Genomic DNA, 15,910 nt, shown 5'->3' with positions numbered 1-15,910 from the left:
CTCGCAAAACTCAGCTCAAACTCCCAGCTCAAACTCTCAGCACACACCCTCAGCGCGAAACCCTCAGCTTCGAGAAGAGAATGCCGATGACCGAGCAGGCCTCCGGGTCCCACCATCCGCAGCCGCGGGCCCGTGGCGGCGGGCAGTCCGCCACCGTCGAACACGTCACGGGTGCGCAGTCCCTCATCCGCTCCCTGGAGGAGGTGGGCGCCGACACGGTCTTCGGCATTCCCGGCGGTGCGATCCTCCCCGCCTACGACCCGATGATGGACTCGGCCCGGGTGCGGCACGTGCTGGTCCGCCACGAGCAGGGCGCCGGGCACGCGGCCACCGGCTACGCCCAGGCCACCGGACGCGTCGGGGTCTGTATGGCCACCTCCGGACCGGGCGCCACCAACCTGGTCACCCCGATCGCCGACGCCCATATGGACTCCGTCCCCATGGTCGCGATCACCGGGCAGGTCGCCTCCAAGGCCATCGGCACGGACGCCTTCCAGGAGGCGGACATCTGCGGCATCACCATGCCGATCACCAAGCACAACTTCCTGGTCACCAAGGCCGAGGACATCCCGCGCACCATCGCCGAGGCGTTCCACATCGCCTCCACCGGCCGCCCCGGCCCGGTCCTGGTCGACATCGCCAAGGACGCCCTCCAGGCCCAGACCGTCTTCAGCTGGCCGCCGCAGCTGGACCTGCCCGGCTACCGCCCGGTGACCAAGCCGCACGCCAAGCAGATCCGCGAGGCCGCCAAGCTGATCACCCAGGCCAAGCGGCCCGTCCTCTACGTCGGCGGCGGCGTCCTGAAGGCCGGCGCCACCACCGAGCTGAGGGTCCTCGCCGAGCTGACCGGCGCCCCGGTCACCACCACCCTGATGGCCCTCGGCGCCTTCCCCGACAGCCACCCGCTGCACGTCGGCATGCCCGGGATGCACGGCGCGGTCACCGCGGTCACCGCCCTGCAGAAGGCCGACCTGATCGTCGCCCTCGGCGCCCGCTTCGACGACCGGGTCACCGGCAAGCTGGACAGCTTCGCCCCGTTCGCCAAAATCGTCCACGCCGACATCGACCCGGCCGAGATCGGCAAGAACCGCGCCGCCGACGTGCCGATCGTCGGTGACGCCCGCGAGGTCATCGCCGACCTGGTCCAGGCCGTCCAGGCCGAGCACACCGACGGCAACACCGGGGATTACAGCGCCTGGTGGCGCGACCTCAGCCGCTGGCGGGACACCTACCCGCTCGGCTACGACCAGCCCGAGGACGGCAGCCTCTCCCCGCAGCAGGTCATCCAGCGCATCGGGCAGCTCGCCCCCGAGGACACCATCTACGCGGCTGGCGTCGGCCAGCACCAGATGTGGGCCGCCCACTTCATCGACTACGAGCGCCCCGCCACCTGGCTCAACTCCGGCGGCGCCGGAACCATGGGGTACGCGGTCCCGGCCGCCATGGGCGCCAAGGCCGGCATGCCCGACCGCACCGTCTGGGCCATCGACGGCGACGGCTGCTTCCAGATGACCAACCAGGAACTGGTCACCTGCGCCCTCAACGGCATCCCGATCAAGGTCGCCATCATCAACAACGGCGCCCTCGGCATGGTCCGCCAGTGGCAGACCCTCTTCTACAACCAGCGCTATTCCAACACCGTGCTGCACGCCGGCCCGGGCCAGGAGACCCCGCCCAACAAGGGCACCCGCGTCCCGGACTTCGTCAAGCTGTCCGAGGCCATGGGCTGCGTGGCGCTGCGCTGCGAGCGCCCCGAGGACCTGGACAAGGTCATCGCCGAGGCCAACGCCATCAACGACCGCCCGGTGGTCGTGGACTTCATCGTCCACGAGGACGCCATGGTCTGGCCGATGGTCGCCGCCGGCACCTCCAACGACGAGGTCATGGCCGCCCGCGGGGTCCGCCCCGACTTCGGCGACGGCGAAGACGACTGAGGACCTCCGAGACCTCCGGACCCTCCGAGAACTCTGAGAACTTCGAGGAAGCAGAGAAGCAGCCATGTCCAAGCACACGCTCTCCGTCCTGGTGGAGAACACCCCCGGCATCCTGGCCCGGATCGCCGCCCTGTTCTCCCGGCGCGGCTTCAACATCGACTCGCTCGCGGTCGGTGTCACCGAGCACCCGGAGATCTCCCGGATCACCATCGTGGTCAACGTGGAGGACCTTCCGCTGGAGCAGGTCACCAAGCAGCTCAACAAGCTGGTCAACGTCCTGAAGATCGTGGAGCTGGAGTCCAGCGCCGCCATCGCCCGGGAACTCGTCCTGGTGAAGGTCCGCGCCGACAACGAGACCCGCAGCCAGATCGTGGAGATCGTCCAGCTGTTCCGCGCCAAGACCGTCGACGTCTCCCCGGAGGCCGTCACCATCGAGGCCACCGGTTCGAGTGACAAGCTCAGTGCCATGCTGAAGATGCTGGAGCAGTTCGGCATCAAGGAACTCGTCCAGTCCGGCACCATCGCCATAGGGCGCGGCGCCCGCTCGATCACCGACCGCAGCCTGCGCGCGCTCGACCGTTCCGCGTAGACCCGCGGCCCGCCCGGTCCGTCGCACGGCGGTCCGTCCCGGGTGGCGAGACCCCCCGACCTCCCCGCACCCTCCCCCCGTACGGTGGGACGCACCACCAGAGAACCAAGGAGAAAAGAACGTGGCCGAGCTCTTCTACGACGCCGACGCCGACCTGTCGATCATCCAGGGCCGCAAGGTCGCGGTGATCGGCTACGGCAGCCAGGGCCACGCCCACGCCCTGTCGCTGCGCGACTCGGGTGTGGACGTCCGCGTCGGTCTGCACGAGGGTTCGAAGTCCAAGGCGAAGGCCGAGGAGCAGGGCCTGCGCGTGGTCACGCCGTCCGAGGCCGCCGCCGAGGCCGACGTCATCATGGTCCTGGTCCCGGACCCGATCCAGGCCAAGGTCTACGAGGAGACCATCGCCCCGAACCTCAAGGCGGGCGACGCCCTCTTCTTCGGCCACGGCCTCAACATCCGCTTCGGCTTCATCAAGCCGCCGGCCGACGTGGACGTCGCCATGGTCGCCCCCAAGGGCCCGGGCCACCTGGTCCGCCGCCAGTACGAGGAGGGGCGCGGCGTGCCGTGCATCGCCGCCGTCGAGCAGGACGCCACCGGCAACGCCTTCGCGCTGGCCCTCTCGTACGCCAAGGGCATCGGCGGCACCCGCGCCGGCGTCATCAAGACCACCTTCACCGAGGAGACCGAGACCGACCTCTTCGGCGAGCAGGCGGTCCTCTGCGGCGGCGCCTCCGCGCTGGTCAAGGCGGGCTTCGAGACCCTGGTCGAGGCCGGCTACCAGCCGGAGATCGCGTACTTCGAGTGCCTCCACGAGCTGAAGCTGATCGTGGACCTGATGTACGAGGGCGGCCTGGAGAAGATGCGCTGGTCGGTCTCCGAGACCGCCGAGTGGGGCGACTACGTCACCGGCCCCCGGATCATCACCGACCAGACCAAGGCCGAGATGAAGAAGGTCCTCGCCGAGATCCAGGACGGCACCTTCGCCAAGAACTGGATGGACGAGTACCACGGCGGTCTGAAGAAGTACAACGAGTACAAGACGCAGGACTCCGAGCACAAGCTGGAGACCACCGGCAAGGAGCTGCGCAAGCTCATGAGCTGGGTGAACGACGAGGAGGCGTAAGCCCCCGCACCGCGGCGGACCGGGACCCTCCCCGGTCCGCCGCGGTGTTTCCCCGCCCGGTGCGCCCGGTGCGCCCGGTCCGCCGCGGTGTTCGCCCGCAGGCGGGCCCCGCGCCGCCGGTTGGACCGGATGTCCAACCACGGACGGGTGATCCTTCCGCCGCGGAGGAAACGGCGGGCGCCCCCGCCACTACACTTCAAAGCCATACGCGTCAGGCCCACAGCGTCGTGCGTCTTCCACGCGGCAAGCCCCCTCCACCGCCTGCGGCCGTCGGGACGGCCGTCCGCACTGGACTTGTGAGGACCCACGTGAGCTCGTACCCCAGTCGAAAAGCCACGGTACTGATCGCCGAAGAGCTGTCGCCCGCCACGGTGGACGCGCTCGGTCCGGACTTCGAGATCCGCCACTGCAACGGCGCCGACCGCGCCGAGCTGCTGCCCGCCATCGCGGACGTGGACGCGATCCTGGTGCGCTCCGCCACCAAGGTGGACGCCGAGGCCATCGCCGCCGCCAAGCGGCTCAAGGTCGTCGCCCGCGCCGGAGTCGGCCTGGACAACGTGGACGTGCCCGCCGCCACCAAGGCCGGCGTGATGGTCGTCAACGCCCCGACCTCCAACATCGTCACCGCCGCCGAGCTGGCCTGCGGCCTGCTGGTCGCCTCCGCCCGCAACATCCCGCAGGCCAACACCGCGCTGAAGAACGGCGAGTGGAAGCGGAGCAAGTACACCGGCGTCGAGCTCAGCGAGAAGACCCTCGGCGTGGTCGGCCTCGGCCGCATCGGCGTGCTGGTCGCCCAGCGGATGTCCGCCTTCGGGATGAAGATCGTCGCCTACGACCCCTACGTCCAGCCGGCCCGCGCCGCGCAGATGGGCGTCAAGCTCCTCACCCTGGACGAGCTGCTGGAGGTCGCCGACTTCATCACCGTCCACCTGCCGAAGACCCCCGAGACCCTCGGGCTCATCGGCGACGAGGCGCTGCACAAGGTCAAGCCCTCGGTGCGGATCGTCAACGCCGCGCGCGGCGGGATCGTCGACGAGGCGGCGCTGTACTCGGCGCTGAAGGAGGGCCGGGTCGCCGGCGCCGGTCTCGACGTGTACGCCAAGGAGCCGTGCACCGACTCCCCGCTCTTCGAGCTGGACCAGGTGGTCTGCACCCCGCACCTGGGCGCCTCCACCGACGAGGCCCAGGAGAAGGCCGGTGTCGCGGTCGCCCGCTCGGTGCGCCTGGCGCTCGCCGGAGAGCTGGTCCCGGACGCGGTCAACGTCCAGGGCGGCGTCATCGCCGAGGACGTCAAGCCGGGTCTGCCGCTCGCCGAGCGCCTGGGCCGGATCTTCACCGCGCTGGCCGGCGAGGTCGCCGTCCGGCTCGATGTCGAGGTCTACGGCGAGATCACCCAGCACGATGTCAAGGTGCTCGAACTCTCCGCGCTCAAGGGCGTGTTCGAGGACGTGGTGGACGAGACGGTGTCCTACGTCAACGCCCCGCTGTTCGCCCAGGAGCGCGGCGTCGAGGTGCGGCTGACCACCAGCTCCGAGTCGCCCGACCACCGCAACGTCGTCACCGTCCGCGGCACCCTCTCCGGCGGCGAGGAGGTGTCGGTCTCCGGCACCCTGGCGGGCCCCAAGCACCTCCAGAAGGTCGTCGCGGTCGGCGACTACGACGTGGACCTGGCGCTCGCCGACCACATGGTGGTGCTCCGCTACGAGGACCGCCCGGGTGTCGTCGGCACGGTCGGCCGCATCCTCGGCGAGGCCGGGCTGAACATCGCCGGTATGCAGGTCTCCCGGCTGGTCGAGGGCGGCCAGGCGCTGGCCGTGCTCACCGTGGACGACACCGTCCCGCCGGCGGTGCTCACCGAGCTGGCCGAGGAGGTCGGCGCGACCTCGGCGCGCTCGATCAACCTGGTCTGAGACTCGTACAGACCCCTGAGGGCCCCGGAGCCGGTTGCTCCGGGGCCCTCGGCCGTCTCAGGTGGCGGCCGGGCGGTCCATCAGGTGGTCCGCCGGGCGGTCCGCCGGTACGGGGACGGGCTGTCCGCCGCCGTCCGGTGCGGGTCGCCCGCAGTCCGGGGCGCACCGCCCGTCCCGCAGCCACCAGGCCGCCAGCACCGCGCCCGTCACCAGCAGCGCCGCTCCGCCCACGGCCGCGGCCTGCATCCCGTGCACAAACGCCTCCCGGGCCGCCGACAGCAGGGCCTCGCCCGTCGTACCCGGCAGCTCCCGAGCCACCGCGATCGCCCCGCCGAGCGTCTCCCGGGCCGCGTCCAGCGCCTCGGGCGGTACGGCGGACCCCTCCTCCACCTCCCGCCGGTAGACGGCGGTGCCCAGCGAGCCCAGCAGGGCCATCCCCAGCGCCCCGCCGAACTCCTGACCGGTCTCCAGCACGGACGCGGCCGAGCCCGCCTTGTGCACCGGCGCCTCCGACAGCGCCAGGTCGGACACCAGGGCCGCGACCGCGACGATGCCCATCCCGATCACCGCGGCCCCCGTCAGCACGACCACCAGGGAGTCGGTGCCGGCCGGCAGCAGCAGCCCGAACCCGGCCGCGGCGACCAGGAATCCGGTGGTGATCACGGGACGCCGGCCGAACCGCCCCGCGGCGGCGGTCGCGGTGGGCGCGGCCACCCCGACGGCCAGCGAAGGCGCCACGCTCCACAGCGCGGCCTCCATCGAGCCCATGCCCAGCACGGACTGGAGGTACTGGGTGGTGAAGTAGGCGGAGCCCATCATGGCGCACATGGCGATGCAGTTGAGGGCCACGCCCGCCCGGTAGCCGCGACTGCGGAACAGCTCCGGGCTGACCAGCGCGTCCCCGCGGCCGCGCTGCCGGCGGACGAAGACCACCCCGACCGCCGCCCCGCCGATGACGGTGAGGGCCGGAACGGTGGCGAACCCGGAGGCGGCGAACTCCTTCAGCCCGTAGACCACCGGCAGTACCGCCGCCAGGGAGAGCACCACGCTCGGCAGATCGAACCGGCCCGGCGCGGGGTCCTTGGACTCCGGCAGCAGGAACGGCCCGAGGAGCAGCAGGAGCAGCATCGCGGGCACGTTCACCAGGAAGACCGAGCCCCACCAGAAGTGCTCCAGCAGCACCCCGCCCATCACCGAGCCCAGCGCGATCCCGCCCGCCATCGCCGCGGACCAGATGCCGATGGCCTTCGTCCGCTGGACGCCGTCCCGGAACATGGTGCGCACCAGCGCCATGGTGGACGGCATCAGGGTGGCGCCGCCGACACCGAGCAGGGCGCGGGCGGCGATCAGCATCCCGGCGCTCTCGGCGTAGGCGGCGGCGACCGAGGCGAGCCCGAACGCGGCCGCCCCCGCCAGCAGCAGCCGCCGGCGCCCGATCCGGTCGCCGAGCGCCCCCATGGTCATCAGCAGCCCGGCGAGGGCGAAGGCGTAGACGTCGAAGATCCACAGCTGCTCGGTGCTGGTGGGGGCGAGCTCGCGGCTGATGGCCGGGATCGCGAAGTAGAGGACGGAGACGTCCATCGAGACCAGGAGGAGCGGCAGGAGCAGGACGGCGAAGGCGGTCCACTCCCGTCGGCCGGCCCGTGGCGCGGCGGTCGGGGTCGGTGTCATGACCGGCAATGTACACATGTTTAAAACGCCTGTATAGGACGGATGTATAGATCCCTGAGGGGAGATGTTCGTGCAGGACAGGCGTCCGGAACGGCCGTAGGGACCCGCGGGTACGCTGCCCGGCATGGGACATCGTGAGGACCTGCTGGAAGGCGCCAAGCGCTGCCTGCTGCGGAAGGGGTTCGTCGGCACCACGGCGCGCGAGATCGTCAAGGAGTCCGGGACCAACCTGGCGTCGATCGGCTACCACTACGGTTCCAAGGACGCCCTGCTCGCCCAGGCGTATGTGGCCCTCGTGGGCGAGGTGTCCGAGGACTTCGACGGCGGGGCGGGTCAGAAGCTCACCGCCCCGCCCGGGTCGATCGAGCGGTTCGAGGAGGTGTACGCCAACATGGTGCGCACCATGCAGGACCCTGACTCGATCTGGCGGCTCAGCATGGAGGTCGTCGTGATGGGCGACCGGATCCCCGCGGTGCGCGACCATCTGGCGGCGGCGCAGCGGGAGGCGATGTCCGGCATCATCCCGATGTTCCTGGGCGGGGAGGAACCGGCCCTGGACAGCGAACTCACCGGTACCGCCGGCAAGTTCTATCTGACCCTGATGATGGGTCTGATCGCCCAGTGGCGGCTCGACCCGGAGACGGCCACCCGCGCCGAGGAGCTGACCGCCGGGCTGCGCCGGGTCATCGCCGCGGCCGGGGAGAACACGGAGAACACGGAGAACACGTAGGGCCGGTACGGGGTCAGGCGGGCGAGGGGACCTCGGGCCCCGGGCGGGCACCGGCCCGGGTGGCGCCCACCCCGGCGGCGACCACCAGGACGACCCCCGCCGCGGGGGCGAGCCCGGGCACCTGGCCCAGCACCGCCATCCCGGCCAGCACCGCCACCGCCGGCTCCAGGCACATCAGGGTGCCGAACGCCGAGACGGTCAGCCGGCGCAGCGCCAGGAACTCCAGGGTGAACGCCAGCAGCGGGCTGAGCAGCGCCAGCCCCAGCACCACCAGCAGCGCCGTCCCGTCCAGCCGGCCCCACAGCGACGGGGCGCCCACCAGCAGGCCCACGATCCCGGCCACCGGCATGGAGACGGCCAGCCCGCCCAGCCCGGTGACCCGGTCGCCCACCCGCTGGGTCAGCAGGATGTACGCGGCCCAGCAGCAGGCCGCCGCCAGCGCGTACGCCACACCCACCAGGTCCGCCCCACCCGCGTGCCAGGGCTCGGTGAGCAGCAGCACCCCGCCCGCCGCCAGGATCGTCCACACCCCCCGGCCCCGGCCGGGCCCGAACAGGGACACCGCCAGCGGGCCCAGGAACTCCAGCGCGCTCGCCGTGCCCAGCGGCAGATGGGCGATGGCCAGCATGAAGAAGACCATCATCCCGGCGGTGGCCAGCCCCAGCGCCGCGCACCAACCGAGGTCCCGCCGGGCGAGCCTGCCCCGCCAGGGGCGTACCGCGACGAAGAGCAGCAGCCCGGCCCAGGCCAGCCGCAGCCCGGCCGTGCCCAGCGCGCCGAGCCGGTCGAAGAGCGGTACCGCCAGCGCGGAGCTGAGCTGGACGGCGGACATGGCCACCACCGCCATCGCCAGACCCGCCGGAGGCCCGCCCGGGGTGGCGGGTCCGCTACGGGACAGGTCGGGGGAGGTGTTCGCGGTGGTGCCGGTGCTCATGGGCCCAGTCAATGCGGCGCCTACCGTCCGTGTCCACGTGCCGATCACGAACGTACCGTCCGGGAAATACGGACGGACGATGGAATGATGGCGGCCATGGAGACACGACGGTTGCACCTGCTGCTGGAGCTGTCCCGGCTGGGGTCGATGCGCGCGGTCGCCGAGGCCGTGGGCACCAGCACCTCGACCGTCTCGCAGCAGCTCGCCGTACTGGCCAGGGAGACCGGGGCCGCGCTGATCGAGCCGCATGGGCGCCTGGTGCGGCTCACCCCGGCCGGGCGGCGGCTGGCCGAGCACGCGGAGTCCATCCTGGCGGCGGTGGAGGCGGCGCGGCTGGACCTCGCCCCCGGGGCGGAGCCCGGCGGCACCCTGCGGGTGGCCGGCTTCGCCACCGCCATCCGGGAGCATCTGCTGCCCGTGGTCACCGAGTTGGCCGATGCCCACCCCGGGGTGCGGATCCTGGTCAGCGAGCACGAACCGGTGGAGGCGCTGCAGCTGCTCGCCGAGGACGAGACCGATCTCGCCCTGGTCTACGACTACGACCTCGCCCCGGCCGCCTTCGGCCCCGCCCTGCACGCCACCCCGCTGTGGACGGCCCCCTGGGGGCTGGGGGTGCCCGCGGCGGCCGAGGAGCCCGGCCGGCCGGCCACCTCCGCCGAGGTGTTCGCCCGCTTCCGGACGTACGACTGGATCGTGAACTCGCGCAACACGGCGGACGAGACGGTGGTGCGCACCCTCGCCTCGCTGGCGGGCTTCACCCCGAGGGTCACCCACCGGGCGGACAGCCTCGACCTGGTGCAGGGCATGATCACCGCCGGGCTGGGGGTCGGGCTGCTGCCGGCCGGCGCCCCGCTCTCGCCGGGGGTGCGGCTGGTCCCGCTCACCGGCCCGGGAGCCACCCTGCGCGCCTACGCCCTGGCCCGGCGCGGCCGGCTGGACTGGCCGCCGCTCGCCCTGGTGACGGACCTGCTGGTGCGCCGGGCGGCGGGGGAGGGGCGCTGATCGGGCGGACCGAAGCCTGGCGGAGCCGGACAGCCTGCGCCGGCGCTGCGGGATCCGGAGGAGCGGGCCGGGGACGGACCCGGTCAGGCAGGCGGAGGCGGGAGGTAGAGCGTGCGTACCGGGGTGAGGACGACAAGGGCGTCCGTGCGGCCGTTCCAGACGTGGGCATGGCCGTTGTAGCGGGGGGTCAGGTAGGACCAGGCGAGGTTTCCGGCCATCATTTCCTCCAGGGCGTCCAGATAGGCGAGCAGCCCGAGGTCTGCCCGGTTGACGCCGTCGCGCAGCTGTGCGGCGAGGTGGACGAACTCGGTCTCGACGCGGCGGACGGTGTCGGCGACGCGGTCGACGGCGCCCTGGAGGTCGCCGCCGTTGTCGGCGAGGGCGAGCTGGATCTCGTTCATGGTGTCGCCGCTGTAGAGCTCCTTGCGATAGGAGAAGAGGTCGTTGACACCGATCCAGTGGCGGGCCACGAGCACGTTGAGGCGGTTCAGCCGCAGTCGGTCACGTGTCTCGCTGAGGTCGATGCCCAGGCCGAATTCGAGGAGGGGGAAGCAGCACTCGCCGATTGAGGTGTTGCGGCAGGCCTCGTAGGTCGGCAGGTCGAGTGCGGCGAGGTCCTGGGCGAGTGCGCGTTCGACACGGCAGGCGTCGAGGAAGCCGTGCAGAGTGCGCGCGACGCGCGCCCACACCCCCTCCGGCATCAGGGGGAGGGTCTGTTCGCGCAGCAGGGAGAAGGCGCGGGTGTACGCGGTGTCCGTCGCGGGCTTCCTGCCGTCGATGACGGCGGGGAGGTCGTGGACGCCCAGTTCCCGGATGCGGGCGGGGGGAGCCGCGGCGAAGGCGTCGTCGAGGCTGAACAGGACGTCGATCCAGGCGCAGATCAGCTCCACGCGGTCCTGGCGGGCGCTGGCGTAGGTGAGCAGGTTCCACAGGCTGGTGCGGTGTTCCAGGAACGTCTTCAGCTCTTCCGGGCTGGTGTACGCGTCGTGGACGAGGTCGGCGAGCCGCGCCGTACACCGTTGTTCCAGCGCGGGGAGGCCGGGTCGTCGTCGTGCGGGCAGGAAACGGGGGAAGACCGGCATGCGGAAGGAGGGGAAATCCCGCAGCGCTTCCGGAAGGGTGGGCGCGTCCGGAAGGGTGGGAGAAGGCGATGGGGACGCGGGGGGATCGCGGTCGGGGCCGGTGCTCTGCGCGGTGGTCACCGGGTCTCCTCGGGACGGTGCCGGCGGGCGTCCTGGGACGGGGTGCGGCGGACGGTGATCAAGGGGCCGGCCTGTGGGGTGAGCAGGAAACGGGGCAGGGGCCGCAGGCGGGCGCCGGGGGGTTTGCGCAGTTGCCAGCGGCTGCTGATCGCGGCGAGCGCGAGGACGGCCTCGGTCATCCCGTAGTGCTCGCCCAGGCATGTGCGCCGCCCGCCGCCGAAGGCGGTGAACGCCTGCCGCTGGGCGGCGGTGACCTGCCCGGGCAGCCACCGGTCGGGATCCAGGCGTCCGGGGTCGGGGAAGACGGCCGGATCGCGGTGCAGGGCGTAGGGGGAGACGATCACGTCCGCCCCAGCGGGAACGGTGTGACCCGCCACCGTGGTCTGCTCCAAGGCGACGCGGCTGAGCATCCAGGTCGGTGGCCACAGCCGCAGCACCTCGGTCAGGACGCGGCGGGTGTAGGACAGCCGTGGAACGTCGGTGTGGCAAGGGGCGCGTCCGCCCAGCTCACGGTCGAGTTCGGCCCACAACTCCGCTTCCACCGCTGGGTGGTCGGCCAGTGCGTGCAGGGTCCAGGCGAGCAGCGAGGCCGTCGTCTCCACCCCCGCGGCGAGCACCGACATGATCTGGTCGCGCACCTCGGTGTCGCCCAGGGGCAGTCCTGCCTCGTCGGTCGAGGTCATCACGAGGGACAGCAGGTCGCCCCCGGGCGCCTGCCCCTGGCGGTACTGGGTGATCACCTGGCGGACCGACCGTTCCAGCTCGGCCCGCGCGTGGTCGAAGCGCCGGTTGGCCGGCAGCGGCAGACGGTGGAGCAGCGGGACCGGGATCAGCATGCGGCGGAACATGCCTTCCAGCAGCACCGGCAGGGCCGTGGCCATGGCGTCCGCCGCTTGCCGGCCGGCGGGCGCGGCGATGAGCGTCCGTGCGACCACTTGTGCCGCCAGCGCGTACATGCGCTCCTCGACGTCGAGCCGCCCGCCGGGCCGCCACAGCGCCAACGCCTCCTCCACGCACGCGGACATGACCGGCGCGAACCGGGCGACCTGCTCCCGGCGGAACGCGGGACGCATCATGGGCTGCTGGCGCCGGTGATCGGCGTTGGAGCATGTGATGATCCCGTTGCCGACCAGGACCCGAGCGGTTTCCATGAACGGACCGCCCTTGTCGAACACCGAGGACACCAGCACCTGGTGAGCGGCCTCCGCGTCATTGACCAGCAGCACTGATCGCTTGCCGATCCTGACGCCCGCCACCGCGTCACCGCTTCGGGCCTCCACCAGAAAACCCAGTGGATCCCTCGCCAGCCGGTGGGCATGCCCCACCAACGGCACGCCCCCCGCCACCGGCCGGACCTTCGAAGCCCCCACGTCCGCCCCCTCGACCAGTGCGCCACGCCCGACCCGGCATCACTGGGAGAATCCTTTCTCCGAAAGGTTCCAGCGAAGAAAGGTTCCAGCGAAGCCCTGAACCTCATGTCCCCTGCGGCCCTCGCTGATGCCCCACCCAGGGGGCGCACGGAGGCATCCACCCGGTGTGAAGGGGCGCGGTGGAGCGCTGTAGGGACCGCAGTTTGGTGAGCACGGCTTCCTGCAGAAACGGCGGATTCCGCGCGAGATGAGCACTGCGTGCGGGTGCCGATCATGAGCAGAAGGAACCGCACGGGTGTCTTTGATGGTCGCTGTGTGTAGCGGCGGTTAGCCCTTGCCTTCCGTATCCCGGGTGTTCGGCGACTGGTGGTGGGAGGAACAATGGTCCGCAGAATCGCCGGTTTGGGTAACCGGCGTTCGGCGGCTATGTTCCGCCCAGCCGGGGAGGCTCAGCGGGCAGCCCTGGTGTGTCGACCACGCGAATCCGGCGGTTCGCAGGTTCCTGAGGTGACGACCCCGACGGCCTGGGTCCAGAACATCCCAAGGGACCGTGTCGGTGAACGGTAGGCCGGAAGAACCGGGCCGGCCTCTCCGCACCCGCGCGGGTGCACGCACCACGCGTCGTCAGGGCCCGTCCACGGCCGGTCTCACTGTCGTCGTCCGGCCGGGGCGGCTGCGCCTGCACGTCGATAAGAAGGCGGCTGCGCAGCTCTCCACGACGAGCGGCTACACCCAGATCGAGAGCAAGAAGGCGATGAAGGCCCGCGGCATGAAGTCGCCGGACCGCGCGGAAGCTGTGCTCTTGGCCTTGTACGAGCCCGATCCCTTGAACAAGCCCCGACGGCGGGGCCTGCTCAACTGAAGGGTTTCAGCACGTTCGCTCGCCTACCGGGAGCGAAGCAGTCCTTTCGGCATTTGCGCGGTGAGCACCTGCCCACTCGTCTTCGAGGATCTTCTCCACTTCCGCCATACGCGCGAGCACACGGGGGTCCTGCGCGATATAACTCGGAAGTGACGTCCGGCTAGTCACCTCCGCCACCAGCACTTGTTCCACTGCCAGCCCGTAGGCGTTCGCCATGTCTGCACCGTCGATGAAGGCATTGGTGAGATCCGCGTCGTCCATCCGGGTCCCGTTGCAGTTCGCCCGATACATCTCAACCCCTGTCAGGTTCGCCCCCTCCAGGCTGGCACCTTGCAGGTATGCCCGAGTCATTCGGGCCCCGCTCAAATCGGCACCGTCCAACCGGACTCCACACAGGTCCGCGCGGTGAAAGTTGGCTCCGGCGAGGTTCAAGTCACCAAGATCGATCTTCCTGCCCGAATCCACGTGCTCAGAGCCCCCGTTCCACTCCCAGATGCTGTCGTCTGGGTGCCCGCCCGGCTGGGTCGGTGGTCCGATGAGTGCGGTCAACGCCTGCTGTACGTCTGCATCGGGCCTTGTGCGTACGGAGGCGGCCGGGATGCTGGCTACCCCACCCCTGCCGCGAGCGGCCCGACGTGCCTCGGCAATGCGCATGGATCGGGCAACTGGAGGTGCTGGGGCGGCACCGCGAGCGGCCCGGTCCCGTACGAAGGCTTTCAGTACCTGCGTCGCGTGCTCTGCCTGGCCAGGGGCATCTTGGACGATCTGCTCTAGGGCCAGGAGACCTCCGATTCGTACGTACATCTCTGCCGAGCCGAGGCGTTCCAATGCCTTAGTGAAGCGCTCAGTGACCTGGCCTCGCTGGGTGAGTCGGTAGTTGAATGCGGTGAACAGAAGGGCGATGCCCGCCCCGAAGAGGGCGAACAGCTGCACGACCGAGGTCCGAAAGCCAGTGACCAGCGCGGCCGAACCGGTGCGCAGTTCCTTGTCACTGAGGTACTCGCCGTCAGCCCACCAGGGCCCGCGCCATACAAGCAGCACCGCACAGATGGCAGCCATAGCAATCGCTACGCCTCCCAGAATCACAAGTCCCCGTTGTTTGCGCACGACTCATCTCACCGCACGAGTCCCCGCAGAGGCAACGTATTGAGGGGCGGGCTTCCTGATCTTTCCACCGAAGCACGGGCTCCTGGCGCAACTGACTGCGGTAGCGTCCTCGTGTTGTGCTTTCTACGGATCTTCATGAGCAGAGGCGGACATCGCTGATCATGAGCACTCGAGCACCAACATGACCGCGGTGTCGTGACAGTGAGTACGGGAAGACCGACCCGCCCCGGGGAGATCGTGGACAGGCACAGCCGTCCCGGACCGCCGGACCAGCCGTCCCGGACCGCCGGACCAGCCGTCCCAGGCGGTCCTACATGCATCGACCCCGACGATCGGCTCGCTCTCTATAAGCGGCGCGCGCCCATGGACGTCTACCGGTGCCATGGCCCCATGTGCGGCAGGGCTCAGCCACCTGCGGCCGAGGGGCCGAGAAACCTCGAGTCGTGGGACGGCTTCGCCCGTGTTCCACAGGGAAGTGCGCCGGACCTCGCGGCCGCCGAGCGGTGGGCAGCTGGCAGAGCATCAGAAGTCGCAAGTGTGCAGGCCACGGGACTGGCTCGCAAGCTACATTCAGGATCATGACCTACAAGTTCGGACCGAATGAGCAGTGCCTTAGGCGCTGCCGTGCAGTCCTCCCGCTGTTGCTCGCCGAAGCGGACAAGGTTGTCGGTACCGGGGTGACCGTCGCTGTCCGTGACATGTCGATGATGCCGATGCTGATGGGCTGGTGGCAATTCACCAACCGCACAGCGAAGGCGGTCGTCCGGCTCTACGACGACGGCTTCAGCGTGGAAGCCGCGCCCCTGATGAGGAACCTGATCGGTCATGCGTACGCGATGAACTGGCTCGTCGACAACGGGTGGCCGGCGCTGAGGGCTATCCGCGCGTACTCCGACGAGCACCGCACCAAGCTAGCCAACAACGTCAATGCGACATGGAACTTGCCCGACCCCGTAACGGTTGAGACAGCGCCACTCGAGTTCGCGGATGAGGCCGACGAGAAGCTGCACAAGCGGCTACTCGGCGAGCTGTCGAACTTCGACAACCTCGCCAAGGCGTACGGGACTCCGGAGATATATCCGGTGTACCGGCATCACTCTGCCTTGTCCCACACGACTGCGTACACGGCGAACCCGTTCGTAGTCGAGAAGGACGACATGTTGTACTTCGCGACGGAGCCGCAGGGCGTGGAGGTGATAGTCGAGCGATTGTGGGTCCCGGTCGCACTTCTGCAGGCTGCGAACGCGATCAGCCCTTATATCGAGGGCCACCCGATGAAGAAGACCATTGAGAAGATTGTGAACGACCTGGGCCTTCCCGCTGAGATCCTCAACCTGAAGCGGGGCGCTATCCCGGTTGCTGCGGCGCCTCAGTGACATGCAGCGAGAACCTGTCCGCATTAGCGTTTAACAAACGACGCCGACACATCCAAGTGGGTCGTGACCAGGATTACTGCTACCAGCCCGACCACTAGGA

The 15,910-nt window shown here is 70.3% G+C and carries 13 protein-coding genes; 8 read left to right on the top strand and 5 right to left on the bottom strand.

Annotated elements, in window-relative coordinates:
- Nucleotides 1-80 precede the first annotated feature (80 nt).
- From ABZ945_RS16530 to serA, 4 genes are all read left to right on the top strand, one after another.
- The gene (locus ABZ945_RS16530; protein WP_361269404.1) at nucleotides 81-1,934 is read left to right on the top strand and encodes an acetolactate synthase large subunit; all 1,854 of its coding nucleotides are present in this window, start codon (nucleotides 81-83) and stop codon (nucleotides 1,932-1,934) included.
- Nucleotides 1,935-1,998: 64 nt separating this feature from the next.
- Nucleotides 1,999-2,523 carry an acetolactate synthase small subunit gene (ilvN, locus tag ABZ945_RS16525; RefSeq protein WP_248635136.1) on the top strand — a complete coding sequence of 175 codons (525 nt, stop codon included), beginning with the start codon at nucleotides 1,999-2,001 and terminating at the stop codon, nucleotides 2,521-2,523.
- A 121-nt stretch (nucleotides 2,524-2,644) separates the two neighbouring features.
- Entirely contained in the window at nucleotides 2,645-3,646 is a 1,002-nt protein-coding gene (gene ilvC / locus ABZ945_RS16520) for a ketol-acid reductoisomerase (RefSeq protein WP_361269401.1), read from the top strand.
- A gap of 308 nt (nucleotides 3,647-3,954) precedes the next feature.
- Nucleotides 3,955-5,556, top strand: a complete 1,602-nt coding sequence (gene serA, locus ABZ945_RS16515) for a phosphoglycerate dehydrogenase (RefSeq protein ID WP_361269398.1) — start codon at nucleotides 3,955-3,957, stop codon at nucleotides 5,554-5,556.
- Nucleotides 5,557-5,613: 57 nt separating this feature from the next.
- Here the strand turns inward: serA and ABZ945_RS16510 are convergent, their stop codons facing one another.
- A complete protein-coding gene (locus ABZ945_RS16510; RefSeq protein ID WP_361269395.1) occupies nucleotides 5,614-7,227 on the bottom strand; it encodes an MFS transporter in 1,614 nt (537 codons plus the stop codon).
- A 124-nt stretch (nucleotides 7,228-7,351) separates the two neighbouring features.
- Here ABZ945_RS16510 and ABZ945_RS16505 point away from each other — a divergent pair, with 124 nt between their 5' ends.
- Entirely contained in the window at nucleotides 7,352-7,957 is a 606-nt protein-coding gene (locus tag ABZ945_RS16505) for a TetR/AcrR family transcriptional regulator (protein WP_361269393.1), read from the top strand.
- Between the two features lie 13 nt (nucleotides 7,958-7,970).
- On the opposite strand, the gene ABZ945_RS16500 is transcribed toward ABZ945_RS16505, so the two are convergent.
- A complete protein-coding gene (locus tag ABZ945_RS16500; protein ID WP_361269390.1) occupies nucleotides 7,971-8,891 on the bottom strand; it encodes an EamA family transporter in 921 nt (306 codons plus the stop codon).
- 96 nt (nucleotides 8,892-8,987) lie between these two features.
- Here ABZ945_RS16500 and ABZ945_RS16495 point away from each other — a divergent pair, with 96 nt between their 5' ends.
- Nucleotides 8,988-9,893 carry a LysR substrate-binding domain-containing protein gene (locus ABZ945_RS16495; protein WP_361269388.1) on the top strand — a complete coding sequence of 302 codons (906 nt, stop codon included), beginning with the start codon at nucleotides 8,988-8,990 and terminating at the stop codon, nucleotides 9,891-9,893.
- 83 nt (nucleotides 9,894-9,976) lie between these two features.
- Here ABZ945_RS16495 and ABZ945_RS16490 read toward each other — a convergent pair whose 3' ends face one another.
- A complete protein-coding gene (locus ABZ945_RS16490) occupies nucleotides 9,977-11,095 on the bottom strand; it encodes a hypothetical protein (protein WP_361269385.1) in 1,119 nt (372 codons plus the stop codon).
- Nucleotides 11,092-12,420 (bottom strand): cytochrome P450, encoded by a 1,329-nt coding sequence (locus tag ABZ945_RS16485; protein WP_361269625.1) that lies wholly within the window; start codon nucleotides 12,418-12,420, stop codon nucleotides 11,092-11,094. Before ABZ945_RS16485 ends, ABZ945_RS16490 begins: the two co-directional genes overlap by 4 nt.
- Nucleotides 12,421-13,015: 595 nt before the next feature.
- Here ABZ945_RS16485 and ABZ945_RS16480 point away from each other — a divergent pair.
- Complete coding sequence (locus ABZ945_RS16480; protein WP_361269383.1) at nucleotides 13,016-13,327, top strand: hypothetical protein; 312 nt, start codon at nucleotides 13,016-13,018, stop codon at nucleotides 13,325-13,327.
- A gap of 6 nt (nucleotides 13,328-13,333) precedes the next feature.
- Here ABZ945_RS16480 and ABZ945_RS16475 read toward each other — a convergent pair whose 3' ends face one another.
- The gene (locus ABZ945_RS16475; protein ID WP_361269381.1) at nucleotides 13,334-14,386 is read right to left on the bottom strand and encodes a pentapeptide repeat-containing protein; all 1,053 of its coding nucleotides are present in this window, start codon (nucleotides 14,384-14,386) and stop codon (nucleotides 13,334-13,336) included.
- A gap of 626 nt (nucleotides 14,387-15,012) precedes the next feature.
- On the opposite strand from ABZ945_RS16475, the gene ABZ945_RS16470 reads away from it, so the two are divergent.
- Nucleotides 15,013-15,810, top strand: coding sequence for a DUF5677 domain-containing protein (locus tag ABZ945_RS16470; RefSeq protein WP_361269379.1), 798 nt, complete (start codon nucleotides 15,013-15,015; stop codon nucleotides 15,808-15,810).
- Nucleotides 15,811-15,910: the final 100 nt, after the last annotated feature.

The organism is Streptomyces sp. NPDC046887, from assembly GCF_040644755.1.
GTDB lineage: Bacteria > Actinomycetota > Actinomycetes > Streptomycetales > Streptomycetaceae > Streptomyces > Streptomyces lichenis.
Note: the sequence above shows the minus strand (reverse complement) of the source record. Positions and strands in the feature narration are given on the sequence as shown.

Coding starts and splice junctions, on each gene's coding strand:
- ABZ945_RS16530 (WP_361269404.1), top strand. CDS start 81: ATGCCGATGACCGAGCAGGCCTCCGGGTCCCACCATCCGCAGCCGCGG.
- ilvN (WP_248635136.1), top strand. CDS start 1,999: ATGTCCAAGCACACGCTCTCCGTCCTGGTGGAGAACACCCCCGGCATC.
- ABZ945_RS16510 (WP_361269395.1), bottom strand. CDS start 7,227: ATGACACCGACCCCGACCGCCGCGCCACGGGCCGGCCGACGGGAGTGG.
- ABZ945_RS16505 (WP_361269393.1), top strand. CDS start 7,352: ATGGGACATCGTGAGGACCTGCTGGAAGGCGCCAAGCGCTGCCTGCTG.
- ABZ945_RS16500 (WP_361269390.1), bottom strand. CDS start 8,891: ATGAGCACCGGCACCACCGCGAACACCTCCCCCGACCTGTCCCGTAGC.
- ABZ945_RS16495 (WP_361269388.1), top strand. CDS start 8,988: ATGGAGACACGACGGTTGCACCTGCTGCTGGAGCTGTCCCGGCTGGGG.
- ABZ945_RS16475 (WP_361269381.1), bottom strand. CDS start 14,386: ATGGCTGCCATCTGTGCGGTGCTGCTTGTATGGCGCGGGCCCTGGTGG.
- ABZ945_RS16470 (WP_361269379.1), top strand. CDS start 15,013: ATGACCTACAAGTTCGGACCGAATGAGCAGTGCCTTAGGCGCTGCCGT.